This window comes from Pseudomonas sp. NFR16 (genome assembly GCF_900108875.1).
Classification (GTDB): Bacteria; Pseudomonadota; Gammaproteobacteria; order Pseudomonadales; family Pseudomonadaceae; genus Aquipseudomonas.
The window spans coordinates 1,252,962-1,277,628 of record NZ_FNYJ01000001.1; the positions used below are offsets into that span (position 1 = coordinate 1,252,962).

General features: G+C 58.9%; 34 protein-coding genes, 1 tRNA gene and 1 pseudogene. 10 read left to right on the forward strand and 26 right to left on the reverse strand.

The window, feature by feature from the left end:
* Window positions 1–8: 8 nt before the first annotated feature.
* Window positions 9–440, forward strand: coding sequence for a type III secretion system chaperone (locus BMZ10_RS05560; protein WP_093459014.1), 432 nt, complete (start codon window positions 9–11; stop codon window positions 438–440).
* Between the two features lie 171 nt (window positions 441–611).
* Window positions 612–1,052, forward strand: coding sequence for a CBS domain-containing protein (locus BMZ10_RS05565; RefSeq protein ID WP_093459015.1), 441 nt, complete (start codon window positions 612–614; stop codon window positions 1,050–1,052).
* 61 nt (window positions 1,053–1,113) lie between these two features.
* Here BMZ10_RS05565 and BMZ10_RS28210 read toward each other — a convergent pair whose 3' ends face one another.
* The 3 genes and pseudogenes from BMZ10_RS28210 to BMZ10_RS05575 all read right to left on the reverse strand — a co-directional run bounded on the left by BMZ10_RS28210 (window position 1,114) and on the right by BMZ10_RS05575 (window position 3,906).
* Window positions 1,114–1,959, reverse strand: coding sequence for a methyl-accepting chemotaxis protein (locus BMZ10_RS28210; RefSeq protein ID WP_371265947.1), 846 nt, complete (start codon window positions 1,957–1,959; stop codon window positions 1,114–1,116).
* Between the two features lie 27 nt (window positions 1,960–1,986).
* Window positions 1,987–3,207, reverse strand: a pseudogene (locus BMZ10_RS28215) (cache domain-containing protein); the annotation flags it as partial.
* An 18-nt stretch (window positions 3,208–3,225) separates the two neighbouring features.
* Entirely contained in the window at window positions 3,226–3,906 is a 681-nt protein-coding gene (locus tag BMZ10_RS05575; protein WP_371265948.1) for a hypothetical protein, read from the reverse strand.
* A gap of 270 nt (window positions 3,907–4,176) precedes the next feature.
* Here BMZ10_RS05575 and BMZ10_RS05580 point away from each other — a divergent pair, with 270 nt between their 5' ends.
* Both BMZ10_RS05580 and BMZ10_RS05585 read left to right on the forward strand, forming a co-directional pair.
* Entirely contained in the window at window positions 4,177–5,334 is a 1,158-nt protein-coding gene (locus BMZ10_RS05580) for a murein transglycosylase A (protein WP_093459017.1), read from the forward strand.
* A gap of 4 nt (window positions 5,335–5,338) precedes the next feature.
* Entirely contained in the window at window positions 5,339–5,944 is a 606-nt protein-coding gene (locus BMZ10_RS05585; RefSeq protein ID WP_093459018.1) for a GNAT family N-acetyltransferase, read from the forward strand.
* Window positions 5,945–5,973: 29 nt separating this feature from the next.
* Here BMZ10_RS05585 and BMZ10_RS28220 read toward each other — a convergent pair whose 3' ends face one another.
* Complete coding sequence (locus tag BMZ10_RS28220) at window positions 5,974–6,369, reverse strand: DUF2934 domain-containing protein (protein ID WP_371265924.1); 396 nt, start codon at window positions 6,367–6,369, stop codon at window positions 5,974–5,976.
* A gap of 12 nt (window positions 6,370–6,381) precedes the next feature.
* The gene (locus BMZ10_RS05595) at window positions 6,382–6,711 is read right to left on the reverse strand and encodes a glycine zipper domain-containing protein (protein ID WP_093459019.1); all 330 of its coding nucleotides are present in this window, start codon (window positions 6,709–6,711) and stop codon (window positions 6,382–6,384) included.
* 173 nt (window positions 6,712–6,884) lie between these two features.
* Between BMZ10_RS05595 and pseH the strand changes: the two genes are divergently transcribed.
* On the forward strand, window positions 6,885–7,445 hold the full coding sequence (pseH, locus tag BMZ10_RS05600; RefSeq protein ID WP_093459020.1) for a UDP-4-amino-4,6-dideoxy-N-acetyl-beta-L-altrosamine N-acetyltransferase: 561 nt from the start codon (window positions 6,885–6,887) through the stop codon (window positions 7,443–7,445).
* 89 nt (window positions 7,446–7,534) lie between these two features.
* Here pseH and BMZ10_RS05605 read toward each other — a convergent pair whose 3' ends face one another.
* The 6 genes from BMZ10_RS05605 to BMZ10_RS05630 all read right to left on the reverse strand — a co-directional run bounded on the left by BMZ10_RS05605 (window position 7,535) and on the right by BMZ10_RS05630 (window position 10,889).
* Window positions 7,535–7,753 carry a hypothetical protein gene (locus tag BMZ10_RS05605; protein WP_093459021.1) on the reverse strand — a complete coding sequence of 73 codons (219 nt, stop codon included), beginning with the start codon at window positions 7,751–7,753 and terminating at the stop codon, window positions 7,535–7,537.
* 138 nt (window positions 7,754–7,891) lie between these two features.
* Window positions 7,892–8,110: a hypothetical protein gene (locus BMZ10_RS05610; RefSeq protein WP_093459022.1), complete on the reverse strand. Its 219-nt coding sequence runs from the start codon at window positions 8,108–8,110 to the stop codon at window positions 7,892–7,894.
* Window positions 8,111–8,245: 135 nt separating this feature from the next.
* Window positions 8,246–8,554: a hypothetical protein gene (locus BMZ10_RS05615; protein WP_143070260.1), complete on the reverse strand. Its 309-nt coding sequence runs from the start codon at window positions 8,552–8,554 to the stop codon at window positions 8,246–8,248.
* Window positions 8,555–8,888: 334 nt separating this feature from the next.
* A complete protein-coding gene (locus BMZ10_RS05620; protein ID WP_093459024.1) occupies window positions 8,889–9,476 on the reverse strand; it encodes a DUF308 domain-containing protein in 588 nt (195 codons plus the stop codon).
* Window positions 9,477–9,534: 58 nt separating this feature from the next.
* On the reverse strand, window positions 9,535–10,173 hold the full coding sequence (locus BMZ10_RS05625) for a flagellar hook assembly protein FlgD (protein ID WP_177182044.1): 639 nt from the start codon (window positions 10,171–10,173) through the stop codon (window positions 9,535–9,537).
* Between the two features lie 134 nt (window positions 10,174–10,307).
* The gene (locus BMZ10_RS05630; RefSeq protein ID WP_093459026.1) at window positions 10,308–10,889 is read right to left on the reverse strand and encodes a TetR/AcrR family transcriptional regulator; all 582 of its coding nucleotides are present in this window, start codon (window positions 10,887–10,889) and stop codon (window positions 10,308–10,310) included.
* 393 nt (window positions 10,890–11,282) lie between these two features.
* On the opposite strand from BMZ10_RS05630, the gene BMZ10_RS05635 reads away from it, so the two are divergent.
* Window positions 11,283–11,906 (forward strand): chorismate mutase, encoded by a 624-nt coding sequence (locus BMZ10_RS05635; protein ID WP_256214356.1) that lies wholly within the window; start codon window positions 11,283–11,285, stop codon window positions 11,904–11,906.
* A 105-nt stretch (window positions 11,907–12,011) separates the two neighbouring features.
* Here the strand turns inward: BMZ10_RS05635 and BMZ10_RS05640 are convergent, their stop codons facing one another.
* The 11 genes from BMZ10_RS05640 to BMZ10_RS27965 form a co-directional block, all read right to left on the reverse strand.
* The gene (locus tag BMZ10_RS05640) at window positions 12,012–12,539 is read right to left on the reverse strand and encodes a GAF domain-containing protein (protein ID WP_143070261.1); all 528 of its coding nucleotides are present in this window, start codon (window positions 12,537–12,539) and stop codon (window positions 12,012–12,014) included.
* Window positions 12,540–13,270: 731 nt separating this feature from the next.
* On the reverse strand, window positions 13,271–13,783 hold the full coding sequence (locus tag BMZ10_RS27960; protein ID WP_256214357.1) for a lysis protein: 513 nt from the start codon (window positions 13,781–13,783) through the stop codon (window positions 13,271–13,273).
* Complete coding sequence (locus tag BMZ10_RS05650) at window positions 13,780–14,226, reverse strand: structural protein P5 (RefSeq protein ID WP_371265926.1); 447 nt, start codon at window positions 14,224–14,226, stop codon at window positions 13,780–13,782. The genes BMZ10_RS27960 and BMZ10_RS05650 overlap by 4 nt, the downstream gene beginning before the upstream one ends.
* 246 nt (window positions 14,227–14,472) lie before the next feature.
* The gene (locus BMZ10_RS05655) at window positions 14,473–14,823 is read right to left on the reverse strand and encodes a phage holin family protein (RefSeq protein WP_093459030.1); all 351 of its coding nucleotides are present in this window, start codon (window positions 14,821–14,823) and stop codon (window positions 14,473–14,475) included.
* On the reverse strand, window positions 14,816–15,154 hold the full coding sequence (locus BMZ10_RS05660; RefSeq protein WP_093459031.1) for a putative holin: 339 nt from the start codon (window positions 15,152–15,154) through the stop codon (window positions 14,816–14,818). Before BMZ10_RS05660 ends, BMZ10_RS05655 begins: the two co-directional genes overlap by 8 nt.
* Window positions 15,155–15,440: 286 nt before the next feature.
* A complete protein-coding gene (locus BMZ10_RS05665) occupies window positions 15,441–15,977 on the reverse strand; it encodes a hypothetical protein (protein ID WP_093459032.1) in 537 nt (178 codons plus the stop codon).
* Complete coding sequence (locus BMZ10_RS05670) at window positions 15,974–16,156, reverse strand: hypothetical protein (protein WP_093459033.1); 183 nt, start codon at window positions 16,154–16,156, stop codon at window positions 15,974–15,976. Before BMZ10_RS05670 ends, BMZ10_RS05665 begins: the two co-directional genes overlap by 4 nt.
* Window positions 16,153–16,938, reverse strand: coding sequence for a hypothetical protein (locus BMZ10_RS05675; RefSeq protein ID WP_093459034.1), 786 nt, complete (start codon window positions 16,936–16,938; stop codon window positions 16,153–16,155). Before BMZ10_RS05675 ends, BMZ10_RS05670 begins: the two co-directional genes overlap by 4 nt.
* The gene (locus BMZ10_RS05680) at window positions 16,925–17,893 is read right to left on the reverse strand and encodes a phage replication protein (protein ID WP_093459035.1); all 969 of its coding nucleotides are present in this window, start codon (window positions 17,891–17,893) and stop codon (window positions 16,925–16,927) included. Before BMZ10_RS05680 ends, BMZ10_RS05675 begins: the two co-directional genes overlap by 14 nt.
* A 1-nt stretch (window position 17,894) precedes the next feature.
* Window positions 17,895–18,698 (reverse strand): Rha family transcriptional regulator, encoded by an 804-nt coding sequence (locus BMZ10_RS05685; protein ID WP_093459036.1) that lies wholly within the window; start codon window positions 18,696–18,698, stop codon window positions 17,895–17,897.
* Window positions 18,699–18,802: 104 nt separating this feature from the next.
* Window positions 18,803–19,186, reverse strand: a complete 384-nt coding sequence (locus BMZ10_RS27965; RefSeq protein ID WP_256214359.1) for a hypothetical protein — start codon at window positions 19,184–19,186, stop codon at window positions 18,803–18,805.
* A 103-nt stretch (window positions 19,187–19,289) separates the two neighbouring features.
* Between BMZ10_RS27965 and BMZ10_RS05695 the strand changes: the two genes are divergently transcribed.
* A complete protein-coding gene (locus tag BMZ10_RS05695) occupies window positions 19,290–20,135 on the forward strand; it encodes a LexA family transcriptional regulator (RefSeq protein WP_093459037.1) in 846 nt (281 codons plus the stop codon).
* A gap of 226 nt (window positions 20,136–20,361) precedes the next feature.
* Here BMZ10_RS05695 and BMZ10_RS05700 read toward each other — a convergent pair whose 3' ends face one another.
* On the reverse strand, window positions 20,362–20,679 hold the full coding sequence (locus BMZ10_RS05700) for a DUF1654 domain-containing protein (protein ID WP_093459038.1): 318 nt from the start codon (window positions 20,677–20,679) through the stop codon (window positions 20,362–20,364).
* A gap of 684 nt (window positions 20,680–21,363) precedes the next feature.
* On the opposite strand from BMZ10_RS05700, the gene BMZ10_RS05705 reads away from it, so the two are divergent.
* The 3 genes from BMZ10_RS05705 (at window position 21,364) to BMZ10_RS05715 (ending at window position 23,843) form a co-directional block, all read left to right on the forward strand.
* The gene (locus tag BMZ10_RS05705; RefSeq protein WP_093459039.1) at window positions 21,364–22,038 is read left to right on the forward strand and encodes a polysaccharide lyase family 7 protein; all 675 of its coding nucleotides are present in this window, start codon (window positions 21,364–21,366) and stop codon (window positions 22,036–22,038) included.
* A gap of 205 nt (window positions 22,039–22,243) precedes the next feature.
* On the forward strand, window positions 22,244–23,131 hold the full coding sequence (locus BMZ10_RS05710) for a RecT family recombinase (protein WP_093459040.1): 888 nt from the start codon (window positions 22,244–22,246) through the stop codon (window positions 23,129–23,131).
* A gap of 427 nt (window positions 23,132–23,558) precedes the next feature.
* Entirely contained in the window at window positions 23,559–23,843 is a 285-nt protein-coding gene (locus tag BMZ10_RS05715) for a hypothetical protein (protein ID WP_143070264.1), read from the forward strand.
* Window positions 23,844–23,859: 16 nt separating this feature from the next.
* Here the strand turns inward: BMZ10_RS05715 and BMZ10_RS05720 are convergent.
* The 3 genes from BMZ10_RS05720 to ihfA form a co-directional block, all read right to left on the reverse strand.
* Window positions 23,860–23,936: transfer RNA gene (locus tag BMZ10_RS05720), tRNA-Pro, on the reverse strand.
* A gap of 90 nt (window positions 23,937–24,026) precedes the next feature.
* Entirely contained in the window at window positions 24,027–24,383 is a 357-nt protein-coding gene (locus BMZ10_RS05725; protein ID WP_093459042.1) for a MerR family transcriptional regulator, read from the reverse strand.
* The gene (gene ihfA, locus BMZ10_RS05730) at window positions 24,364–24,666 is read right to left on the reverse strand and encodes an integration host factor subunit alpha (protein WP_002553164.1); all 303 of its coding nucleotides are present in this window, start codon (window positions 24,664–24,666) and stop codon (window positions 24,364–24,366) included. The genes BMZ10_RS05725 and ihfA overlap by 20 nt, the downstream gene beginning before the upstream one ends.
* Window position 24,667: the final 1 nt, after the last annotated feature.

Consider the following 24,667-nt stretch of genomic DNA (forward strand, 5'->3'; position numbering starts at 1 on the left):
CACTGCACATGACGACACCGAACCCACAGGCAGGCGCCTTCATTCGCGCGCTGGGAAAACAACTGGGCACGGCCCTGCAGCTGGAAAACGGCGTCTGCGCCCTGTTCGACGACGGCCGCGAAGTGGTCATCATCGAGATCCCTGGCGCAGGCGACGTCGCGATCCTGCACTGCAAACTGGCGCTGCGACCTGATCCCGGGCTGTACGAGCGGTTGATGAGGCTCAACTTCGACAGCGGCGCAATGAGCGGCTGCTGGCTGGCGCTGGACGAGCAGCTGTCAGTGCGCCTGTGTACCCAATTACCCCTCAGGACGCTGGATGAAGTGACGTTCGTGCATTGGGTGCAGGGCTTCGTCCTGCAGACGCGCGAAGTGCCTGGCCTGCTGCGCCAGCGATCGGCGCCGGTGGGGCAAGCCGGTCTTGCCCGGCGAATCGGTTGAAGCGCGGTGCTGAATCATGCGCCTGGCGCTGGAAACCGGCGCCTTGAACGGCGCTGACGTTTTTGGTCCGTTGCATGGCGCTTTCAAACTTGCCGGAATGCGTTCTCTCTACGATTCTCTACACACGGCCAGAATGGGCCGTTTCACAAAAAACGCGCCGGAGAGGCCAGCATGAAGACCGTTGCCGAGTTACTGAAGCTCAAAGACACGCACGAGGTCCACACCGTCCGTCCTGATCAGATGGTCATCGATGCGATCAAGTTGATGGCCGAGAAAAACATCGGCGCCGTCCCGGTGGTGCGCGATGGCAAAGTTGTGGGGATCGTCAGTGAGCGAGACTACGCGCGCAAGATGGAACTCAAGGGCCGCGCCTCGGTGGGCACGCCGATCAGCGACATCATGACCCACGATGTGAAAACCGTGGATTCGCACCACACGGTCGATCAATGCATGAACATCATGACCGACCGCCGTTTGCGCCACTTGCCGGTGGTGGACGAGGGCCGGCTGACCGGCCTGCTGTCGATCGGTGACCTGGTCAAGGAGGCTATCGCCGAACAGGCCAGTCTGATCGAGAAGATGCAGGAGTACATTCGGGGAGAAAGCTACTGAATGAACGCCGGAGCTCAAAGGCTCCGGCGCTTGTTTCGCGGTATCTGCCTCACGGCCGTGCTCAACGCACCTTGAAGCGATCGATCATCGCCACCAGCCGCTCGTTGGACGCCACCAGCGCGTCCACACTGGTGTCGGTCTGCTGGCCGCAGCCCACCAGTTCGCCCACCATGTGCCGAATCGCAATCATGTTCTGATTGATTTCTTCGGTGACCGCGCTCTGCTGCTCGGCCGCAGTGGCGATGTGGGCACTCAGGTCGTGGATGCGCAGCACCGAGCCGGCCATGCCGTCCAGCCCCTCGTTGACCCGCGAGGTGCGGTCGGCCGTTGACTGGCAACTGACCTTGGTCTTCTCCATCGCGCCGACGGCGGTGCTCACGCCCTGCTCCAGCCGCGACAGCATTTCGTTGATCTCCGAAGTGCTCTGCTGAGTGCGACCCGCCAGTGCCCGGACCTCATCGGCCACCACCGCGAAGCCACGGCCCTGCTCGCCTGCGCGCGCTGCCTCGATCGCAGCGTTGAGGGCCAGCAGGTTGGTTTGCTGAGCGATCCCGCCAATCACGCCCAGCACGTCAGTGATGCGCTTGGCATCGACCTGCATTTTCTGCACGTATTGGGTCGCGTCTTCAACTTCGGCGACCAGGGCCAGCACGCTGACCGAGGCCTGATCCACGACGTCCCGCGAACGTTGCGCGGCGTCGTTTGCCGACTGGGTGAAACTGGCCGTCTGCGTCGCGCTTTCGGCCACGCTGTCCGCAGTCGCGCTCATTTCATTGATCGCCGTGACCGCTTGATCGGTCTCGGAGGCATGACGATTGAGGATCTGGTTGATGTTGCGCGACTGCTCCTGCAATTGCGCCAGGCCGGCGGAAATCTGCTCGGTGCCGCTGCGCACTTCGACGATCATCGTTTGCTGGAACGCGATGAATTTGTTGACCGAATGGCCGACGGCGTCCAGCTCGTCTTCGCCCTTGATCGGGATGCGCCGGGTCAGATCCGCCTCACCCGACGACAACGCGTCGATGTTGGTGCGCAATACGGTCAGGCGCGCCAGCAGGCGATTGAAGGCGAAGCCCAGCACCGCCAGCAAGAGAATGACCAGCGGAATCTGCAACCAGCCCAGGGTTTTCAACACTTCGCTGCTGCTGGCCGTCAGCATCGCCGTCGGCAGAGATGTCGCGATCAGCCATGGCGTGCCCACCACCGGACGCAGGAAGAAGGTCAGATCGCCCAGTTGCGGGTCCTGATATTCCCGTGAATACACAGCGTCGCCGGACACTTGCGTGAGGCCGTCCTGAATGGCTTTTGCGAACATCGACTGACCGGTGAAGGCAGAAATATTCTTGAGGATGATTTCGCCGGGAATGCTGCCCTGATTGGTCAGGACCTTGCCATCGCGCTCGACGATCATCACCTGGCCCTGGATTTCTTTTTCCTTCTCCTGAATCAGCCCGTTGAAGAAGCCGAGGGTCACGTCGATGGTCGACACGCCGTACAGCGAGCCGTCCTTGTAGATGCCCATTGCACAGTTGGTACGCGGCTGCGGGCTGGCTTCATCCTGATACGCCGCGGCCCAGGCGCATTTGCCCTTGGGCGCATTCTGCCCGGCACGGTGCCACGGCTGCTCCCAATAGTTGGGCGCCGGGTCAGAGTTCCAGAACGTGCTGACCACCAGCTGGCCGCTGCCGTCACGGTGATAGAACGTGCTGTGCTTGTTGCGGCCGGGCGTGCGTTTGTCGGGCATTGGCCAGACACCGCCGCCGAACACTTTGGCATCGCCGTATTGGTCGACCATGCCCGGCAACACCTTGTCGATGGCATCGCTGTCCAGCAGCGGCACCGCCTGGGTGATGCCACGGGACTGCGCTTCGACGCGGGCAAGGTCCGAGAGGATCCGCGTGCCGATCTGGTCGACCTGGCTGAGCACGACTTTTTCCTGCGACGCCCGCACCTTGGGCGTGACGAAGTGTTCGATGCCCTGCTCGGTAATGACCGCGATCACCAGAATCAAGGCGACGAAGATGACCGTATAGCGCGCCTGCACTGTTTTAAACATCGATGACTCCATGGCCTGAAGGTTGTTGTTGTTTTGCACAACGCCAAAAGAGGTATCGACCTCAGCGCAGGAACGATGAGGCGCGCCGATGAAAGGCATGTGCTTGGCAGGGAATGCTTATTGAACGGGCAGGAAATTGAGGAACAGCAGGCTCTGAGCGTAGTTCAGGCCGATGCGCCGGTAACGTTCGTCCAGCATCTGGGTGAGCAGATCCAGGCGCGCGACGATCTTGCCGAACTCGGTGGCAAAACTGAGGTTGCTACCCTCCTCCGAAATTTCGTTGGAAAACAGCATCAGCTCGCCATTGGCGTTCTGCCGCTGGCTCAGCAGCCACGTCGCCTTCTCGATATTGCGCGCCGCATTGCTCACGAACGTCGGGTTGATCTGGTCGGTCATGAAGAATTCGAGCCGACCGCCGTGGGCCGTCACCAGCATGCTGCCGATGGCGTAGATGAAGGCGCCGACCCGGTCGCCGAGGAACTCGGGGCTCAGTGCGTAGCTCAAGGCCGCCAGATCCCGGCGTTTGCCCAGCTGACCGAGAGGCTTCTGCTGCTCGATGGCTTCGCGCACATTGCGCTCGGCCGAGCGGGCGTCGACGAAGCCTGACTTGCGCCACTCCGCCGGATTACGCAGGTACAGCTTGTTCATCAGCAGGTACAGGCTTTCGAGGTTGTCATGCATGGCCAGTGTGGCCATGCGATCGACGCTGGTCTGAAAGAATTCCTGAGGGCGCGCTTCCTGGAACTGGGTGGCGACGTCACGGCCGTCCTGACGGGTGCAGCCACCGATGCAAAGCATCAGCAGGGATGACGCAAACAGCGCACGAGCGGCGCGCTGCGCAAGGAAATATCGGGAAACACAGACCATGTATCGCAAGCTTCAACTCTCTGGACGTCGCGTGGATCGCTGCGTCCCGGCCATGCATAGAGCCGTAAACCGGAGAAAAGTGCGACACGCGCCTGAAATGTCCTGCAACGGCTGCGGTCGGAGAGCAGTCACACATTTGACGCAGCCCTCGGCTTTCACCAAGCTAGCCCTCTTCACTTGCTCTCAGGAACACCCCGCGTGATGACCCCAAGCCTGCACTGGCGCCGCTTTCTGTTTTGCCTCGCTCCGCTTATCGCTCTGCTCGCTGCCTGCGATGGCGGCGCACCTAAAACCAGACCGTCCGAAGTCACCACGTATGTCAGCGTGGAGTGGGACAAGCTGCCGCCGGTCAATGATGTGGATTTGATGGCGGGCTACAACAGCTGGTTCTCGGCGTGCAGGCGGCTGGCCAGGGATCCGGTCTGGGGCAGCACCTGTGCCCAGGCCGGGCAAGTGCCGCAAAATCCGGCTGCGGTGCGCGACTTCCTCAAGAATCAGCTGCAGGTCTACAGCCTGCGCTCCTCGGAACATGGCGCCAACGGCCTGATCACCGGCTATTACGAACCCATCTACAAGGGCAGTGAGCAGCGCAACGATCAGCATCCTGTCGCCATCTATGGGGTGCCAGATGACCTGATCATCGTCAATCTGGACAGCATTTATCCCGAGCTCAAGGGCAAGCGCCTGCGTGGCCGTCTCGACGGACGCATCCTGCGCCCCTACGACGACGCCGCGACCATCGGCGAAAAAGGCGTGAACGCCCCGGTACTGGCCTGGCTGGAAAACCCCATTGACCTGCAGTTCCTGCAAATCCAGGGCTCAGGCCGGGTGCAGCTGGAAAACGGCCGGCAACTGCGTATCGCCTATGCCGATCAGAATGGTCATCCGTACAAGCCCGTAGGCCGCTGGCTGGTCGAACAGGGCCAGCTGACCAAGGACGAGGTGTCCATGGGGCGCATTCGCGACTGGGCGATTGCCCATCCGGAGCGCGTCCATGAACTGCTGGGCAGCAATCCCAGCTACGTATTCTTCACCCAGCGTCCGGACAGCACCGAAGGCCCGCGTGGCTCGCTCAATGTGCCGCTGACGGCCGGCTACAGTGTCGCCATCGACCGCAAAGTCATTCCGCTGGGCAGCCTGCTGTGGTTGTCGTCCACCCGTCCCGATGGCTCGCCGCTGGTACGCCCCGTGGCGGCGCAGGATACCGGCGGCGCGATTGCCGGCGAGGTACGCGCGGACATGTTCTGGGGCACCGGCGATGCGGCCGGCGAACTGGCAGGCAACATGAAACAGCAAGGGCAGATCTGGATGCTCTGGCCCAAAGGCGCGCCGCTGCCCAACGCCAAAGCAAAGGAATGAGGTTATGAGTCCAGAAGTGGTCACCGCCGGGCAAGTGACGCTCAGCGGCAAGCGGGTCGAGCTGCTGCCTTTACGGGCAGAGCATGCTCCGCAGTTGCTGCTGGCTGCAGAAGATGGCGAGCTGTGGAACATGAAGGTAACGGTGATTCCCGGACCGTCGACCGTTGAACAGTACATTGCCACAGCGCTGGCGGGTCGCGACGCTGGCACGGTCATGCCGTTCGCCATCGTGCACCGTGAAACGGGCCGGATCGTCGGCAGCACGCGCTTCTGGAAGATCGACCGCCAGCACCGCAAGCTGGAGATCGGCCACACCTGGCTGAGCCAGTCGATGCAACGTTCGGGGTTGAACACGGAGATGAAGTTTCTGCTGCTGCGCCATGCGTTCGAGGAAATGAACTGCGTGCGCGTGCAATTCACCACCGACGAGCTCAACGAGAAGTCCCGTGCTGCCATCTTGCGAATCGGTGCCCGGCAAGAAGGCATCGTGCGCCACGAGCGGATCATGCCGGACGGGCGCAAGCGCAATTCGGTGCGGTTCAGCATCATCGACGATGAATGGCCGCAGGTTAAGGCAATGCTGCTGGAGAAGATGAGTCGCGCCAGCTGACTGAAGCAACCAGGCGTGTCGCTGTCGCCCTACTCGTCCTTGCCGTCATGGGGCGCCGGGAACAACGTTTCCACCTTGTGCTTGCCGGGCGCGCGGGTCGGCGCCATGGCGGCGGACTCCGCCAGGCGCGTGGCCATTTCCCAGTGGCGCGCTTCCTGTCCCTCCGGCTTGCCTTCGGTCTCCCAGATCATTTGGGCCAACTGACGAACCGTTTCTTCGTCGACATTCATGCGAATCCCCCATTTTTGCTTGCGCAGGACTTGGGCCGGCGCCAAGGCAGCACCGAAGCCACAGTCTGAAACAGTGCCCGCCAGGAACAGTACAAGCCGGTAACGAGGGTATATGACGGGCGTAAAAAGGCCGGAGAACGCGAGCCGGCCGGTGAAGGATCGCATCGGATCCATCGGTGAGCGACGGCGAACCACGACAACCTCCTCTTAACCGCTGTTGCGTTTGAGCAGCAGGCTGATTACCAGCCCGATCCCCGCAGCCGCACCGACGGCAGCCCATGGATGGGTCTGGACATAAGCCTTGCCCTGGTTGAGCACGCGCGTCACCACCGGGGTCTGGGTGTCATCGTAATCCACTGCAGTGGATGTCGTGCTGGCGAGGAAGTCGTTCAGTCGCTGACGCGCCTGTGCAGTACGGTCCTGGTGCAAGGCATCGCCGGCTGCCAGCAATTCATTGGTTTCGTTCAGAAAGGTGTTGAGCTGCTTTCGGGTCTTTTCGTAAAGATCTTCGCGCAGGGTTTCAGTGATATCGGTCATGTTGCATACCCGCTCAAGGTTATCGAAACCGGTTGACCGGGACGCGAAACGATTCGTTCCGGCTATTTTGAAAAAACCCTCTGGAACGTGATGACAAAGCTGCCAACAGCCCCGATCATCTCGGTTCAACTGCCTGAATACCGGCCTTCAACATTCTCGGAACAAGGACCTGCATGGAATTCGTGCCCATTCTCGACCTGCCCGCCGCCCGGCAGGCGCAGGTCCGGCATCTGCGCAATCAGCCTGAGGTGCGCAGATTCATGTACACCTCCCACGAGATCAGCGAGCCCGAACATGCTCGCTGGCTCGATCAGCTGAAATCCAACCCCCGGCAGTCGGTGTTTGTAGTGGTCAGCGAGGACCATCTGATCGGCGTGGTGTCGCTCAGTGAGATCAACGCCGCGCACCGCACCGCCGATTGGGCGTTTTATCTGGACGCGAGCGTGCAAGGCAAGGGCATTGGCAGCCAAATCGAGTTCTGGCTGCTCGACTACGCATTCGGCCCGGCACGTCTGGACAAGCTCAATTGTGAAGTGCTCGAAGTCAATTCTGCGGTGATCAAGATGCACCAACGATTCGGCTTCGTGATCGAAGGCGTCAGGCGCCAGAACGCGATTCATGAGGGCAAGCGTGTCGACGTGGTGTTGCTGGGCATTACTCAAGAAGAATGGCGCCAGCAGCGGCCGAACCTGGTGCCTGTTATCCAGCGACTGGCGGGTAAAGGCAATCAGTGAAGGAAAAGCCCTGCACATGATGTGCGGATAGCGGGAAGCGGCTCACAGCCTCGCTTCCCGACATTTCTTTACTGCACCGTGAAAAGGCGTCAGGCAATGTTCAGCAGTCGCGCAGGCGGTTTTTCGTCAGCTTTGCAGTAAAGGTAATCACGCCAGCTGCGGAAGGCCTTTTGTTGCCTGTCGAACGCTTCCTGCCACTGCGGGCCGCCAACCAGTTCAACCGAGATAGACATCATCTGCTCGGTGGCCTGGTCGAGTTCTTTCATGAGATCAAGGGCATTGGGTGAATCAAAAATTTTAGCTCGCATAGAGTCCGCTTCCTTTGGCTATCCCATTGAGTGGCCAACGTGCTGATAGTGCTCAGGTTCCGACGAGCGGTAGCCTCGACATCAGGCGAAGAGAATAATGCGAGCAAAGCCGCGCCGTAGACATCGCGAGAGACTGCCTCAGTGCAGACGCTCGGTCTGCATCAATGTCACGGCATCCGGTTGCCCGAGGTGCAGATGCAGCTCCGCAAAAGACGCTTGCTGCACGACCACGGCGGACCTCCAGGCGGCACTTCCCATGCAGGAAATAGACACCATCTTCATCAGATCGAGGGTCGATGCATCCAGTGCCAACAGGAGTTTGTGAGCGGTGTAGCGAAAATCATCTGCGTTCTGCATGCGGAAAACCTTAGCTGAAAGCAATCGGTTATCGATTCCATCTATCTGTGAGCAAGGCTTGATCAGTTAATTCAAAGGACCGGATCGACGGTAACTTGTCCGGTCCCGACTGCGTGCGCGGGGTCGCTCGATGTGTCACTCCATGACCACGGACAAGACGTAGCCCTGCTTGTTGATGGCCGTTCGGGTCAGCATTGCACGGCCGCTGCCCACGTCCAGGTTGAGGGGCGACGCCTTGAGGATGGCCTCATCGAACGCATGGGGAATTGACCTTCCCAACGCCCTCACTGCCAGGCGTTTGGTGGCCCTGATCAATTCGCGTTTGGCGGCGTTGTCGTCCGAAGGCAGCATCACCTGTAGCGTCAACTTGACCCGACGTGCAACGCCCTCGCCGCCTTCGGCCGAGTAGGAAATCCTGTTGTTATCGCCAGCGTCGGGTTTCACCGGCCTCTGTCCGCTTTTGCAGCCTTCCCCGCCATCGTCGTAGCGAGTCCACTCCCCCGCTCGCAGTTGGGTGTCATTGAGCACCGTGCACAGTTGCTCCAAGGATTGGGGTTGCAGGGCGGCCAAGCAATTAAGCGAACAACACAGTGCGACACATCCTGAAAGTAAACGAACCATCCTGATTCCCTCATTTGATTGTTGTTCTGAGAAACGATTGCCCGACTTGTTACTGCAAAGCCCGCAAAGCCATTGGAAACTACCTTCTAGTAGGGTTGGCGTCAACATTCGTTATGCGGGCTGCAGCCAGCGTCGGGGTCAACGCAGCGCTGACGCATCAGGCGCGCCGACGCCGAGCCGCCAAGACATACAGCCAGATAGCTGAAATCAGGAAATAGAACGCACCGAACGCTGCATACGGGGCGAGCTCAAGGATGCTGTGCACGGTCGGTAATGATGACTGCTTGATGAAAAAAGCGCCTGCCAGTGCTGACTGAGCGCCGCTGAGAATCATCAGCCACTGCGCGCCATAGACTTTCCAGCGGCGCGCCGCTGTCGCCAACTGGAGCAGGCCGGACACGATGGCCCAGACGCCAAAAACGCCAAGCACCGCGTCCATGCTGCTCGACAGAGCCAGGGCGATGGCGATCGTGGTCACCAGGCTGAGCAATGCATTGATCGCCTGGGTCGGGTTACGCCTCAAACCGCCGTTACGGTGGGCATCGAGCACGTTGGCCGCGGCATCCCAGGTAGGATAGAAGATCAACAGCACCGCGGCGATCAGAGGCACGGCCGCGCCGAGGGTGAAGGCAGCGCCCACCCAGACGAACGAGACCGCCGCCCGGATGAAGTAATAGGTCATCAGCCACTGGCTGCTGATGTCAGGGTTGTTTACCTGGGTCGTTCCAAGGGTTTGATCGTGCATCTTCGTATACCGAATGAAGGTTTATTGTCGTGAGCCGGCAGGTGCCTGCCGACTCGTGCTATTTGAGGTCAATGACCCCATCAGGGGTGAATGCGCCGAGCGGGGTTTCGATCAACGCGCCCGATCCGCCGGGGCCCCGAACGCTGGTCACGGTGGTCCACACGCCGATGCTGGCGGGCATGCCGCCACGCGCCGCGACGCTGATCGTCAGCGGCCCTTTCACCGCCTCGCCGTTGACGTGACCCTCCCAGCTGAAGCTGATGGCCCCTTTCGCGGCGCTGACGTGATGTTCGGTGTGAACCACGACGCCATTGGCATCGGTGAACGTGACGTCCACCTCGGCCGGGCCATCGACCAGCACCTCGCCGGCGTAGCTGCCGTCTTCACGGGGCAAGGCCTTGCTCGACGGCACCAGCGCCGATCGACCGAGCCACGCGGCCGGGTCGTATGTCGAACCTTTCCCGAGAAGTTGCCTCAACAGCCCGCTGATTTCCTGAAGCGAGGACACCTGCGTCAGTGCAGCCAGTTGCTGCACGGTTTCCCCGGGATCGGCCGGCGACAGCGGATCCTGGTGCTGCAACTGGGTCACCAGCAATTTCAGAAACGCCTGACTGTCCAGGGGCGGCAAACCCGCATTGGCCGCAGGCAGACCACTGGACGGGCTTATTGCGCTCTGTAAAACATTAGGCTGGAGCATCGACGCGATCCTCATCGTTTATTGACGACCCCCTATGGCAAGCAAAGGTCGATGAACTTGTGCGGAAACGCTACCTACTAGAAGGTAGTTTATTAGGTCAAAAAAAACGGCCGCGCAGCGACCGCTTTCCCTGATCAGGCAATCATGAGTTTTTCGATCATCGGCTGGGTGATCACACCGAACATTTCAGGATCCCCATAGGCCCGTGCGGACAGCATCGCGCCATGGACTGTCGCCATGAAGCGTTCCGCTTCGCCACGGGCATCGCCGGACAGCGTCATGCTGCCCTGTGCATGTCCGCGTTCGAACACAGAAGTGAGCCAGGCGGACAAAGCGCGGAAGTGCGCCCTGACCTCCACGACGATTTCCTGGGGCAGCACCGGGATCTGGGTTGCCAGCAAGGCGCAGACGCAATAGCCTTTCGCGGCATCCGCTATGCATCCCTGCCAGTAGCCCGTGTAAGCTCGAAGCTGATCCGCCGGCCCTGCGCTGACACGCTCGATATGGGCGATGCCGGCTTCTGCTTCTTGCCGATACTGACTGACCAGCGACCGGACAAGGTCGACCTTGGTGGGAAAATGATGATGGATGCTCGCTTTGCGGATACCCACGGTTTCAGCGATGTCCGCATAGCTGAAGCCACTGTATCCGCCTGCAATGATCAGCGAGCGAGCGCAATTGAGAATTTCGTAGAAGGTGTTCGAGTGATTAGCCATAGGGCCAACCTACCTTTCAGTAGGTTTTGAGTCAAGCTCTGATCTTCTAAATTGCGCAGCGTGTGCGTAGAAGAGGCAACTGAATTCCGGTTGACCAGGACGGGCTCACCTCACCATGTTTAATGCTGCGGACGCCGCGTTGCGCGACCTCAACCGCTCGCGGCTGCACACTTCGAAGAATGCATTCATGCGAGGGATCCTTGATGTCGGCCGCCCATTTGTCAGGTTAACTGAGACGTTTCGAGACTAAGTTCCTTCACCCATCGGGCTCAGACTAACGGGAGATGTAACGCTCGAATCGCGAGTTGCACCGATACCTACCTTCTAGTAGGTTAATAATCTCGATGCCGCTTGCTTACCCAAACATCCGCCCCTGTCCGCCGAGGTCATCCCATGGAAATACCCGTCTATACCTACCTTCTCAAACCCTGGTTACCGTATGCGCTGGCGGCCATGGCATTCGCTGCGTTCAATGCCTCTGCCAAGTCGATGGAACCGGGCGCATCCGGTCCAGGCCCCGAAGCCTTGAAGCCGCTGCTGATGACGATCAAGGAGCGAATCGAAATCGCTGATCAAGTGGCGCTGACTAAATGGGACAGCGCGCAACCCGTCCAGGACGCGGAGAGAGAAGCCAGGGTTATCAGCGACGCCCGACAGCAGTCGGGGGGTTACATGCTCGCAGCGGACGACGCAGCCCAGCTACTCGCCGCCCAGATTGAGGCGAACAAGCTGGTCCAGTACGGTTTGCTGGCGGCTTGGCACACCGCGGGGAAAGCCCCGGAGACGGAACGTCCGGATCTGAAGAACAACATTCGGCCGCAGTTGGACAAACTTCAGGACCGGCTGCTTCGGTCTTACGCGACGTTCAGCCCGTTCAGAACCAGCAAGGCCTGCCCCGGCTGGTTGAGCCAGACGCTGCCTCGGCTGGCCAAGGACGAACTGCACAAGCTGGCGCTGATCCGCGCGACGGGCGAGCTGTGCGTTCGGCACGTCTCCGTCGCCGTTCCGCAGTCCTGAGAGCTCGGCTGTCGTTCTGAAATTTGCGCGCTGCGTGTCTGCAAGCTGGACCACGTCATTGTCGAGCGATTGGAGTCGAATTAGGGCGCGCTGCAGGATGCGCGGTTAAACGGCCACGCTTGTCTGCGGAAACTGGGCCTGATGACAATGATCGTAATGCCACTGAAAAATGCTGCCGACCAGCTTCGCGAATATGACCAGAACGTCGATCGCTTCTTGCCCCTCCAGCCGGTCTGCATCGGGATCAAGCACACAGAGCGACCCGAACAGACTATCGTCGCGCAGGAAAATAGGAATCGAAATCGAGCTTTCAAAGCCGAATCGCTGGGAAGCGACATTGCCTCGATGGACCGGACTCTGGCTCACGCAACCCACAATGAGATTGGAGGGATCCGACAGCAGATTGCTGCACATCGAATGCTCTAAAGGAAACCGCTCACCGTCCTTGATGCCCAGACAGATCTCGTCATTTACGCTGCAGGCCACCCACTCCTTTTCGCAGAACTTGACGATCGCCGCAAAGCGCATGCCAGTGAGTCGCACAATGAGTTTCAGAATATTGGTGGTCGCCTCGATTTCGGCGATAGCATTGAGCTCCTCGACCGACAGCTGAGCATTTTGCTTTTTATCCACGGTGAAAACCTCGTTCCATGACACTGTCTCGGTTTCTTGACAGCTACCGACCGGGTATACCAGAAGCTAAAACGCGTAGCAATGCGCTATCAGATGAGCGTGTACTGCCTGATTGCGTACCGGCAATGAAGCGCAGTGGAGGGCTTGCGGCTGGTCAAGTCGAGGAATCAGCAGTAGATCCAGAACAAGCACAAGACAATGCCTACCCACATGATCGGAAGCAAAAATAATAACCCCTTAACGCCTGAATCCAAGGTGCCACCGAAGTCCACATGCATTGATAGAGGTCTGAAAGGTCGGCGTCGGGCCCATACACATCCAGCGCGGGAACGGTTTGCTGTACCGCTGTAAGTCATCTCCATTTTGGGCGGGGCTCCTTTCCGGCCTTCCTGCGTGCTCGAATACCCAGTGTTGTCCGATTAAAGCACCCAGCTCGGCTCGCATAGCAGCCGCCACCTGGTACGGGATACGACGCAAGCTCCCAGGTGCCAGCTGCCGACGCAACGCATTTGCAGCCAGCGCCAGGGATGCAAACACAACATTGAACATCCTGCACCTCGTCGCCTTTCGAAGACATAAGCAGGTGCTACAAGAGACCGGTGAGTCATCCGTCACAGGATTGAACAGGTCTGTAAGCGGCCTCGACAGGATAACCGGATACTGTATATATATACACTTTTCAATGAGAAATTTTTTGCATTTCTGAGCGCCACGGCTTTGACATAGTCTGTTTACTGACAGACTTCATTGATGTAAGCCTGCGCCGCCTTCAGGGCCGCTTGATCGGCAATGATCCCGGCGCGGATATCGAGAACAGATCGTCCAGCCGCTGTAGAGAGTTCGATGGAGCCTGCATGACCCACGCTGGCGGCGTTGGTGGCTTCGGACACGTTCCCGCCACCGGCACGACAACTTCCCGCGATGCGCAACCGACGAGTGCCATCAGCGACAGCGCGGCGCAAAATTTCGTTTTCAGCATGGGCCTTTTCCTTCTGTTCAATGGCGTCTTTGTCCAGAGCGGCGAGTCTCCGCTCCGCGTCCCGCTGGTTGGCCAGCGCCTGCCGGGCCTGCGCGGCGCCGGCATTGGCGATTGCGACAAGATCTGCCTGGCGGCTGGCCTCGTGGGTTGCGATGATTCTGCCGTACGCGTTTGCCTGCCAGCACCAGGCGACACTGAATCCGATGCCAAACAACGCGAGGACTGCAAACCCGTAAGCCAACAGCTTTACGCGAATATCTGTCACGACAGCGCTCTCCGCACGCCCTCGGCGATCACTGCCGTCGAGTACGGCACGCCGCCATTCTCATGCTTGATGATTGCGACCGTGATGGCCGTCAGCGTTTGCAGGCTGCGCAGGTCGATCGGCTGATTGGGCTGCGCACCAACACCCGCAGCCACGGCCGTAATGTAAGACTCGGTATCGTTCTCCATACCCGGCGCCCACCGGTTGATCACTTCCCTCACGGTATCGATTCCAGTACCGCCCACGCGGGGCATTCCGTCCTTACCCCTGTAGGCCAAAATCAGCCTGGCCAGCGCGCGGATACCGTTCTCGGCAGTGTCAAACCTCGCGAAGCGCTTCTCGATAGCCGGATCCGGAGCCAACTGGCCCTGCCATTGATTGCGCGGGTTGTAGTCGATGTTGCCAGGGTTGTTGTTTCGAACGCCTCGGGTCATTGGGGGCATCTACTTTTCTCCAGACGTAAAAAACCCCGAACTTGTCGGGGTCTTGGTATATGGGGGGTTAATCGCCGAGCCTGATGCCCAGTCAGAAAGTTGCGGCCCGCCATTGCCTGGTGGGCATTCCTCTTCCTTAAGGGGCTTTGGGCTGCATCCTCCGCAGCTCTCATGAAAATGTCATGTGCGTTTAGGGTACGGAGTACGTCACCTCAAGGAGGCTCGGTTCAATATGTCCCTGCTTTCGACCAGCGATTACGGGATCATCTCACCGATTCGACGCGGCAGCATGCGGGCCATGTTGCCTCGCGCGTAGATCACGAAGAACAGGACGCAGACCATTACCAGCGTGAGCGGTGGCTGAACCACGGATGTAAACGAAGTGAAGTTGTAGGCAATCCGGTAGGCCTCTGCGGCATTGGCCCCGGCGAATATCCCGGCGACCGTACCGACGGCCTTGCGGTGGCTATGGGTGGGGGCTCGATAGCCGACCACGAACAGGAAGATCAACAGATGGCAGACGCCTCGCGTACCGAGGAGAAAATCGGGCATCACACTGGCAAGCCAGCTCAGTCCTTCATGGACGTAGTACAGGAATTCATTCATCGCGCTTGCCCCGCTGCATAAACGCCGGCATGAACCCTGCCAGCCATTCAACCCAGTCTGGTCGTGGGCCTCCATCAGCCCAACGCTTGAGAGAACCGACGACCCATGATGCGAGCGCCGATACGATACAGGCCGCGATTGCCGCAAGCCCGTTATATGACCCAAGTCCAAGGATAAATACCCCGACCAGGTATCCGATGATGCAGGAGCCGATCGCGTAGAACAGGCGAGAGCTCCAAGGCAGCGATGCTGACGCAGCGAGGAACATAAAGCATCCGCCGATCGAGCCCATCGCGAGCCCTTGATCGAACGTAAGGAGTGACCAGGACATAGCTACCCCTTCTCCATTTGCGGCACCAGTCACTGCGGCGCTGCTCACTATACTTACAGCGACCATACGGACCTCGTCCGACTCTTTCTCATAATGCCTCTATCGGGAAGCTGCTCATCTCGTGGCACCCAGAATCGGTGCGCATGACGAAGCCAGCGTTGAGGGCCTGAACAGGCCCATTCAGAAACGAAAAAGCCCGACACAGTGGTCGGGCTTTCGGTGTCAATCTGCTACAGACGCGGATATGACAGGATGGAAACATATTCGGACAGTCGGCCACGCTCTGTCAAGCTGCCGTTTCGTGAAACAAGCCCCGCTCGTCGAGCAACTGAATTCCAGCCTTGATCGCTTCGTCCAGCATGCCATTCATTGTCTCGTGGATGCTTGCCCGCCAACGTCTGCGCGTGCGCTCGGGCGTGCCCATGTTGTCGTCCCACCTGTTCATGTCGTAGATGTCGGCCTGCAGCACTCCGGTCGAGCGCTTCCCTTCCATGCCCGGTTTCTGCGGCTCAGCCCAGGTGAGCACTGCGTAAAACTTGAAGTGCTGGTGCGCGTGCGTGGCCACGATGCGCCCCAGCGCCTTGATGCTCTGCCCACGCACGGCAGGGTCCAGCGTGTACCGCGCAATCAAGGCGTCCCAGTGACGGGGCAGCAAGTGCTGGTGCAGGTGCCGGCGATGGTCGCAGTCCAACTTGAATCGTTCCTGCCGACCAAGGCCGCCATAACCTGCGCAGCCGCGATCGGCATCGACCCATCCCGCTGACGCTGGTTTACCCTCAGAGCCTGCGAGGAGGATGCGGACCAATACGGATACTTTGTTCATGCTGCTCTCCCCTTCAGCTCTCGCGTCAGCGAACGGTAATGCGCCGTCAGCGCCTTCAAATCGGCAGTCGAGTACCTTTCGAACTCATAAGGCTTTGTGGCTGCGCGCTCAGCTTTGTGATGCAGGCCGTAACTGGCTATCAAGACGATGGTCAGGACGATCCAGATTCGGTTGCTCATGCCGTGGCGCTCCGCTTGCGAAGTTCTTCGATGGCCGCCATGTGCTTGATCACGCGCTCATTGAGGTCGCGACGTTCGCGGCGGCGACGGTGAGCCTCGACCAGCTTGCGCTTGGTGTTTTGCAGGTACATGGCCTGCTTCAGTTCGCGAATCTTTTGAGCGACGTTTGCGGACGGCCCCGCAACTGTCCTGGTGAGCAAGCCCGCGATAGCACGACCGTCTTCTGTGACTGGTTCATGGCTCATGTCGGCGATCAGCAGCCGCGCACGCTCTTGAGAAATGCGCTGCAGCTCGGCGGCTTTGTTGATTGCTGCCACGCGGTGACCAGCGTCGAACCCAAGCGAGATGTGCCAGTTCACCGCAAGAGCGTGGGTGCGAGCCTCGGTGACAAACCGGTCGTAAGCGCTGATGAACGCCATGCGTGCGCCGATCTTGTCGCCGAGGTCCAGCACCGGGCGGGCGGCATTCAGGGCCAGCTGGATTTCGTCGGTCATCGCGACTGTGTCGAATTCATCGCTCGAGGTCAGTGCGATCGCCCACGCCTCATCGCGACCTGGACGGCCGTCCGCGGCCTGGATACGGCTGAGTACTGCAGCCAAGGTCAACTTGCTGGTCAGTTCCCGGCGGCAGGACTGAAGCGCCTGACGGATATCTGCCGCGGAGTGCTCAGCGAGATCTTCGGCGATCAGCTGAGCAGCGCCGGCGCTGAGGGTCTGGCCCAGCGTTTCGGCAGTGGCGCAGATCGCCCCGGCCAGTTGGGCGATTTCGTCATAGGAAAGCATTGCGCCGTCCTCCTTCGCGGATGTTCCGGGCAGCTTGCTGCGCGGCGTTGATATTGGCCTGGGTGTCTTCGATCTGGCGTGCGGTGCGGCCATTCATCTGGCGGCCGGTGGCCCACTGGGTGTGAAAAGCCTCGGCCTTGGCGATCAGGTTTGTCAGGCTGTGGCAATCGTTGACGATTCGGGCGTCGTTGATGGTCAGGTAGTACGCCGCGACACTGTGAGCAACGTCGATGCCGAGACGGTCAACCAGCTTGCCCAGCATTCCACCGGCCGCGGCGTTCCAGACCGGCCAGCACTGGTATCGCTTGCGATAAGCCATGGCGTAGTTAGCCCAGGCCTTGAAGGTTTTACAGGCTTGATCTTTGGGGCCCGGCATGTCGGCCGGAATCTCGACTCGGGGAGCGTCTGAACGGTCAACCTCAAGCACCAGACTACCGGACTGGGTCGGCCGCGCCGCACCCTCCGGCAAGTCCTGACTTCTATCCTGATGGGTATCCTGATGATTGATATCCTGATTTGTCGGAGATTTTTCCGATCCTTGCTCGGACTTTTCTCCGACCTTGTTCGGAGATTTATCCGAGATAGACCGGATTCTTTTCCGACCTTTATTTTCAGGTGGGGTGGGATATTTTTCCGACCCATCGCGCTTCTGATTCCACTCGGCAGCTTTCGCGGTCAGGCGAAAGAGCGTGATGCTCGACGTGCTCGACAGTTGGATAAGCCCCGCCTCGTCCAGCGCCTTCAACAGACGGTACGCCGTGTCTGGCTTGTCAGTGATCAACGGCAGTTCCTCAACGATCTTTGCCTTGCTCAGCGCGAAGAAGACGCCGTCGTCCGTGGTGACCGGCCTGGTCCAACTCGGGCAGCCGTAGAGGAATGCGAACAGCAGAGCTTGCTGCGAGTTAAGCCCCCACTCCAGCGCTTTTATCTGGTTGATGGTCACAGTGAATTGCATATCAGGCCTTCCCGACCATTCTGGCCAGTTCAACGAAGCGATCACCGTACCAATGCGGCTGCGTTTCGCGAGGGGATTGGGGGCTGGTGAGGTTCTTGCCGTAGGCGAGGCCCTTTTCAGTAACGCACCAGAAATCGACGGTTTCGCCCTTGGAGTTCCTGCGCTGCATCTGCTTCAGGTAGCCCAGACATGCAAGCGCGCGATTGAACGTCGCTGGCGCATACCGGATGCCGTGCTCTTTAAGCAGCGCGGTAGCAGATTTGGTGGGCATGGAGCTACCACCGGCGGCATCAGGCGCGGCGTCCACCGCATAGCCCGGCAGAAACTTCGGATCGAGACCGTTGTTCTCCGCGATCTTGATCAGCATGAGCATCTGGCTGGACGGCGCGGGCTTAAGCAGGCGCGTGAAGCATTCCATGATGGCGATCTCGCCGATCACCTTGGTGCCGTTCGCCTTGACGGTTTGGCGCCACGCGGCTTTGTCCTCAAGGTCGCTCCAGCGACGAATGACCGCATAGCGTATGCAGGCGCTATATCTGGTCATAAGCGTATCGGTGAGGTCACGGTCGAGATGAAAAGCGGTGGTGTATCCACACGCGTCTTTTTCCTCAGCGAAGCGGCCCAGAATCGGACCCTCTTTTTCGAGATCGCACATCATCTCGCGGATGTCGCGGAGCACATGCTTGTGTGCTTTGCGCGTGACGCTTGCGATTTCCCTGGATGACATCGTGCACGCAGTGTTTTGCCGACTATGAAAACGTGGCCCGACTTCTGGGGTACTGATCAAGGTTGGATGGCTGTGCATACTGGCCTCACTCGATTTACAAACAACCACCCTCTCCGGTGGCTTTTCTGTATCTGAACTTCAGGCGACCTTCAGAAACTGCTGGAGCACTTTCAGGCTGACAGTCACCTCGTTGACCCCATGTCGCCGATGTGCAGGAACACGCCGCACACGTGCTCGATGGTCAGGTGGCGGGCATCGTTGTCCGCATTTGCACACTGCAGCAGGCTCACATGCGCAACTCCGGTCTGCGCGGCCAGTGCCTCGGGCTGGCTGCCTTGCGCCGCCGGCGGGCACGCATCCAAAGAGTCTTCCATTCGTAACCTGACCAGCTCGTCGTGCATAAAATCGACGGCCTTCCCGGTGAGATAGCCTGGGTTGCCGAGGTGGTCGTTGTGAATTTGGCAATTGGTTGAGATATCGCATTTGACACGCTCTGAAATGGCCTTGCAGGTCGTGCCCGAGCCCAGCAGCGCATCCAGTTTTTTCGGAAGATCGGTAGCGGTCATGGCTGCCTCCCTGGTGGTTATGCACATGATCATGCACTGGTGCATATCTGTCAACGTTCCCCCTCTCTTGATGTATGCACCGCGCACAGCGACGATTGCACTTATGCATAAATCCATTGATAAAATTTTGGCCGAACTGATGCGACGGGACCGCCTGAGCCAGGTCGAAGTTTCCGCGCGCTCCAAAGTCGGTCAGTCCACTATCTCCAGAATCCTCAAGCCGAATGGGCCTAAAGGGATCAAAGAGCCGACTGACAAGCAGGTACGCCCGTTAGCCGAACTGTTCGGGATAACCACCGACCAATTGCGTGGCTATGCCCCTCTGGAAATCGGGATTGGTAACGAAACTCGAGAGGGTTCGGAGGCAGCGTCCGCAGCGGACAAGATTCGCGAGATGCTGGCGGGTAAGATGCTGGGCGATGATCGCCTGCAAAAGCTTCTGGCGGTTGCAGAAGGCGAGGAACCTGAAGACACAGTCGAAGTACTGGTAAACGATGCCTACAAGCCAGGCATCGGCAAGGTCGGCGATGAGGTATGGATCGCCCACTACGACGTGCGCGGCGCGCTGGGTGGCGGGGAGATTGCTCACGACTTCCCTGAAATGCTCCAGGATGTACGCGTCAGCCCTTCTCAACTTCGATCGATGGGCGTTGAATTCAAAGAGCACTATCACCTTAAGGTGATCACTGGCTGGGGTCAGTCGATGACGCCGACCATCAAGCATGGCGACCCTTGCCTGGTCGACATCAGCATCAAGGAATTTATCGGCGACGGTATCTACTACTTCTCGTATCAGGGCTTTCAGTACATCAAGCGCCTGCAGATGAAGGGCAAGGACAAATTCAAGATGATCTCGGATAACCGCAAGCATAAGGCCGAGGACATTTTCATCGATGAGACCTACATACAAGCACGCGTGCTGTTCGTGTGGAACGGGAATCTGGTCTGAGGTGACGCGGTACGGCATGGCAATCGGAGAGCCACTGACCTGCTAGCTCCCGGCTGAGCGGAAATTCAAGCGGAGGACCGCATGACTGGCCCAAGATCAGAGGAGGCGGCTGGACATGCCCTGGACGCCAGCCTCTTCCGCGTGCTGTTCTACCGGATGGCAGCGTGCCGCTTGTCGAAGCCGACAACTGGCTCACAGTAATCCCGCAAATCTCGGGCTTCTCCTGTCAGAAAGGCGCCGGCTCCTCGCTTTCAAACGGGTCCGCTGCTTGCGCGGGTTTTTCTTCCTTCTCTGACGGCTCCCACCTCAGCGTGATCGAAGCATCCTCATGGTTATGCGTCAGATCGATACCGTCCGCTTCTGAGATCGCATTCACGATCTCGTTCCACTCCCGCTCCCCGTCCGTATCCAGCCGATGAATTCTGACCTCGCGCCTTTCCTGCGCGATCGGGTGGTTGATCATCGACGACACGCGCAATGCCAAGCGCTCCATCCCGCTCATGCCGCTAGGTTGTGCGGATTTTACATCTCCATGAAGTGCCATAACTGCCTCCTTTGAATGCTGTATGTACATACAGTAATAGAGGACCTTTCTCACGAGCAAGGGGAAAATTTCGGAAATTTATATGCACCAGTGCATTGACATGCGGATTGCACGGGTGCATATTTTGCCCATCGCACCGTTAAACAGTGTGATAGGACCTCGATAGATCCGCAGCTCTTTAACAACCAGCGCCATGAACGACTACCTGGCTAAACCGGTCAGGTCACTCCCGGCACCATCGATGGGAGGTCAGTAAACCGAAGGAATGAACCGCTGCGCTTGTAAGGCGGACCGCGCCAGTTGAAGCCGTTGAGGGGCTCAGTCTGGCGAGGAGATGACCGAACTGTGCGAATGGCCCTTACAGGGGGGTGAGTGATATCCAACGATTTACTGATGCCGCTTCTACGCGGCGGCATTGGAAATACAAGGGAGGGTCAATGACGAAAAACCTGAGCCGAGTGGGTGATCCATCTCGCCAACTTCAGCGTGTATCGAGACAAGCACCGTGGCTGCGCGGCTCAGAGGCGCGTCGCGGCATTCCCGTCTTAACCAACTGCAGCCGTACACATCCTGAACCATCCTCCTGCGCATTCCGAGAGTGCGCAGTGGGATGCGGATGCCCGCATCGACCGTTGGAAGGCAATCGTGCCAGGCCAATGATCTTTATTGTCAGGAGTATTCATCATGACCGTAAACGTCAGTAATCTTACGATCGCAACACCGGTAGCAACATCGGCAACCAACCCGGTTGCACTTGAGCTGAATGGGGCTCAAGCCATTGCGCAGTTCCCCAGCGTTGTCACCGTCCTTCCGGACGGATCGCTGCAACTGTCGGCGCCCACCAAAGGCGCATCCAGCAAGAGCACGCACCGAACACGGTGCGAATGGAAAGAGTCGGTCTACTGGTCGCTCGCCAGTGCTTTGGAACACATCAACTATCAAGAGATGACCGTGACGAAGGTCAACTCCGCTCAGAAAGTCGTCATCTCGCAGATGCATGTGAAAGGTGACGACAGTCCCGCGATCAAGGTGTTCTGGCAAAAAGGGAACATCACCATGGGCTTCCGCCAGAGCTACAACCAGACGGACCCGGTCAACACGACCGTGCTGAAAGGTGTGCCGCTGGGCGCGAAGTTCAAAGTCACCATCCGCGTGACATCGGCGGGCCTCGCGAAGGTGACCGTCAACTACAACGGCAACGTGGGCACGTCCGCAGACCTGCAGCTTGATTCGTCGTGGAATTCGCAGGTGTTCGACTTCCATGGCGGCGTCTACAACCAGATCGACTTCACCGACGCAACGCCGGCTGAGGATGGCTCGATCTGCATCATCAGCGATCTGTCGATTACGCACGCTTGACAAGCTGACAGCCGGGAAAGACCGGCACCCTCTCCCACTCGCAAGACCGCATCAGCAGATGCCTGGCCACCTTCACGGTGGGTTTGGTCACCCGGGTCAGGCATCTGACTCATGCGATCTACTGACTCGGCACGCAGGCGACTCGCAATAAACCTTCCCTGTTTGATCGCAGCGCCACGGCAACGGCATGGCGCAAGGAGCTTTTGTGTCCACACGTAATCCAGCGCCAGTGGCGCACGAGCAGCAGCTTCACATCATCCCGCATGCCGCCACCAGCACCAGCGCCCTCGTTCTGGATGGCGACAGTCTGGACAAGATGATGCGCCTGGCGGAAGTCATGGCCACCGGCCGCGTCACCTTGCCGAAGCACTTCATCGGCAACTCCGCCGACTGTCTGGCCGTGATCATGCAGTCCATGCAGTGGAAGATGAACCCTTTCGCAGTGGCGCAGAAAACGTACTTGGTCAATGGCGTTATCGGCTACGAAGCACAGCTCGTCAACGCGGTGATCGCCACCTGCGCACCAGTCGTGGATCGACTGCACTACGAGTGGTTCGGCGAGTGGGAAAAGGTGGTCGGCAGGTTCACGATCAAGAGCGGCGACAAGGGCGAGTACCGCGTACCCGGCTGGAAGATGCAGGACGAGGAAGGCTTGGGCGTGAAGGTCTGGGCCACCTTCCGCGGTGAAGACGAACCGCGAGTGCTGGAGCTGCTGCTCGCTCAAGCCCGAACCCGCAACAGCACGCTGTGGGCAGACGACCCCCGCCAGCAACTGGCCTATCTCGCGACCAAACGCTGGTCGCGCCTCTATTGCCCTGATGTGATCCTCGGCGTCTGCAGCCCTGATGAACTTGAAGAAAGCGCTCCGCGCCTTCGAGACATGCCCCCGGTTCGCGAAGAACCCTCAGGTGGCCTGCCGCCCTACCCCGATGACAAACTCAACGAGAACCTGCCGAAGTGGCAGAAGTCAGTCGACGCTGGCAAATCCTCGCCTGAGCACCTGATCGCCACCATCAGCGGCAAATACACCCTGAACGAGCAACAGATCGAGCAGATCAACAATCTCGCGCCCATCGAAGGAAAATCCGCATGAAGATCGTTAACGTTGCCCACGGTTCTCTCGGGTCGCATGCGCTTCGTGGCAACTTGCACACCGCGTAAGCCCCCCGGGCGATGATGGGCGACGCGAAGCAGATGAAGCAGAGTTGCTGCACGCCAGGAAGACCGGTCTTGATCCGGATATCCCTGCCCCGCGCTGAGCATCGAGGTCACGGGCACGGTTACCGCCAGCAATCTAAAACAGTTTGGGGCTCATTCACTGGCTATCTTCGGGTCCATCAACACTGTCCTGCAGACAAACTTCCATTTTGCCGATGCCGAGAAAACACGATGGCAATGGCGGAATTGTCTGCGCACTCAGTTCTGTCAGCCCGCAGTAACCGCCACAAGTTACATTCCGAAAAGTAACCTGTCTTGGTTACAGAAATACCACGCTCAGCGAAAGCGGTCGACGCCGCCAAATGTCGAAGCTCTCCTTTGCAACCAAGGCTGGAAGAAAAAAGATGCCGGACTTTCATGAGGTCAAACCGCCCTCGCGGCATCTGTACAAAGAAGGCGGAAAAGACGGGCAGAAGATTGCCGGGCGCGCCAGCGAGGAAATGACTGAAAGCTCTCAGGGGATGACGCAGAGGTCGTATGGTCGGACGCTATTCCAGACCTCGGTATCAGCAAAATCGCTAGATAGTCTTGCGCGGGTTTTGCGCCGCCCAAAAATGAAAAAGGGAATCAAGCCGGTAAGTGGCTGATTCCCTTTACAAAATATGGTCGGGACGGAGTGATTCGAACACTCGACCCCTAGCACCCCATGCTAGTGCGCTACCGGACTGCGCTACGCCCCGACTAGGCGTGAATCTGTTGCGGCTTCTTGCGAAAGCGTCGAGGAATATACCCTAAGCTTTTGAATGATGGAAGTATTTCAGTGAACAACGTCAGTGACGTAGCACTACCAAGACATCTTCCAGCTCTGCAATCATCTGCTTGATCAACTGCTTGTACTGCAGGGAATCATCCTTGACCTCATCGCTGGACATGCGCAGACGCGCGCCGCCTATGGTGAAGCCCTGATCGTAAAGCAGTGCGCGGATCTGCCGGATCATCAGCACATCCTGGCGCTGATAATACCGGCGATTCCCGCGACGCTTGACCGGGTTGAGCTGAGGAAATTCCTGTTCCCAATAACGCAGAACGTGCGGTTTCACCGCGCAGAGCTCGCTGACTTCACCGATGGTGAAGTAGCGTTTGCCGGGAATGGGCGGTAGCTCGTCGTTATGACTTGGTTCCAGCATAAGCCTCAACTCGGGCCTTCAGTTTCTGCCCTGGGCGAAAGGTGACCACACGGCGAGCCGTAATCGGAATTTCTTCCCCTGTCTTGGGATTTCGACCCGGTCGCTGGCGTTTATCTCGCAGGTCGAAATTGCCGAAACCGGACAATTTGACCTGCTCGTTATCTTCCAGAGCGTGCCTGATTTCCTCAAAGAACAGCTCAACCAGTTCCTTGGCTTCTCGTTTATTCAGGCCTAGCTCTTCGTACAGACGTTCGGCCATCTCAGCTTTCGTCAGAGCCCCCATA